Source organism: Aeromonas sp. QDB56 (assembly GCF_027705505.1).
GTDB classification, from domain to species: Bacteria; Pseudomonadota; Gammaproteobacteria; order Enterobacterales; family Aeromonadaceae; genus Aeromonas; species Aeromonas caviae.
This window is the reverse complement of sequence record NZ_JAPDBZ010000292.1, coordinates 1-1087: the sequence shown is the minus strand read 5'-3', so window position 1 is coordinate 1087 and position 1087 is coordinate 1. Positions and strand designations below refer to the sequence as shown.

At 52.3% G+C, this 1087-nt stretch carries 2 protein-coding genes; both read left to right on the top strand.

All coding sequences use genetic code 11. The annotated features are described in order from the left end of the window. The first annotated feature begins 62 nt into the window (after positions 1-62). Positions 63-680, top strand: a complete 618-nt coding sequence (locus OKB81_RS20480) for a WYL domain-containing protein (RefSeq protein ID WP_270805444.1) — start codon at positions 63-65, stop codon at positions 678-680. Between the two features lie 126 nt (positions 681-806). Continuing rightward, positions 807-986 carry a hypothetical protein gene (locus tag OKB81_RS20475; RefSeq protein WP_029304370.1) on the top strand — a complete coding sequence of 60 codons (180 nt, stop codon included), beginning with the start codon at positions 807-809 and terminating at the stop codon, positions 984-986. The last annotated feature ends 101 nt before the right edge of the window (positions 987-1087 follow it).

The following is a 1087-nucleotide window of genomic DNA, read 5'->3' as shown; positions in this document are numbered from 1 at the left end:
TACGACAACAGGTCAACTGAGCGAAATCGGCGCCTGAGAGACTGCTGTCCTGCTTTGGAATTGTGCAACAAGGCCGTCAGCTGCTGGACAGAGGCAACCCCAGCCTCTTCGCCATCAAGGGGTTCGATAGCCAGTCCACCAACTCACTGAGTCACCAGTTACCGGTATTAGAGCAGGCACTGACCCAGCATCTACAATGCTGGCTCATCACCAAAGACCAGCGCAAGCAGCTGTTTAGCCCCTATCAGCTCGTCAACTACAAGGGCACCTGGCACTTGGTCGGCGTCAGCGAGGGGAGATTGCAAGCCTATCCGCTGAGCAACATCGCACTGGTTGAGCTATCGCAACAGACCTTTACCCGTGATGCGCTCATTCAACGACAGATCGATACCGACCCGACGCTCTGGCGCTCCGGCATGATCGAGGTGCTCCTCAAGGCCAATGCATCCATCGCTATCAACTTTCAGCATCGCCCGTTGCTGCCCGAGCAGGAGATTGTCAAAACCCTGGATGACGGTGCGCTGTTATTGAGCAGTCGCGTGCTCGATGCCAATCAAATTCTGCCTGTCATCAAATCCTGGATGCCGGAACTCACCGTGATCTCGCCCGGCTTTATCCATGAGCAGATCGTCCGTGATTTACGCCATTTATTGACCCTGATGAGTCAGGCTCCACCCTGATTCATTTATGACAAAGATCCCAGTTTATACATCTGGCGACAGCGCCTGACATGCCGCGACACCACCTGTCGCCACTGTTCTGCATTGTCGTCAACCATCAAGCAGTAGCAATCCAAGGAGTGATGCATGAGTAAAATGATCCAGATGAAAGAGTCCACCGCAAAGCGCGAAGTGAAGCAGGAATACGGCCTGACCGAAACGGATGGCCAGGCTTTCTGGGATCGGGTGAACCGGGTGATCGGTGAATCCCGAGAGGAAGTCGATAATGAAGACCGCGTTCCTGCCGGATATGAAGTGTATCGATAACGTCAACGCGTACATGTTAGTTGGTCATCATGTACAGGATCTTTAGCTACAACCAATTGAAATAGATAGAAAAAAGGCTTCGTTTGTGATCTGATTTAATC

Excerpts from the sequence above, each read along its gene's own strand:
- OKB81_RS20475 (WP_029304370.1), top strand. The coding sequence starts at position 807 with ATGAGTAAAATGATCCAGATGAAAGAGTCCACCGCAAAGCGCGAAGTG.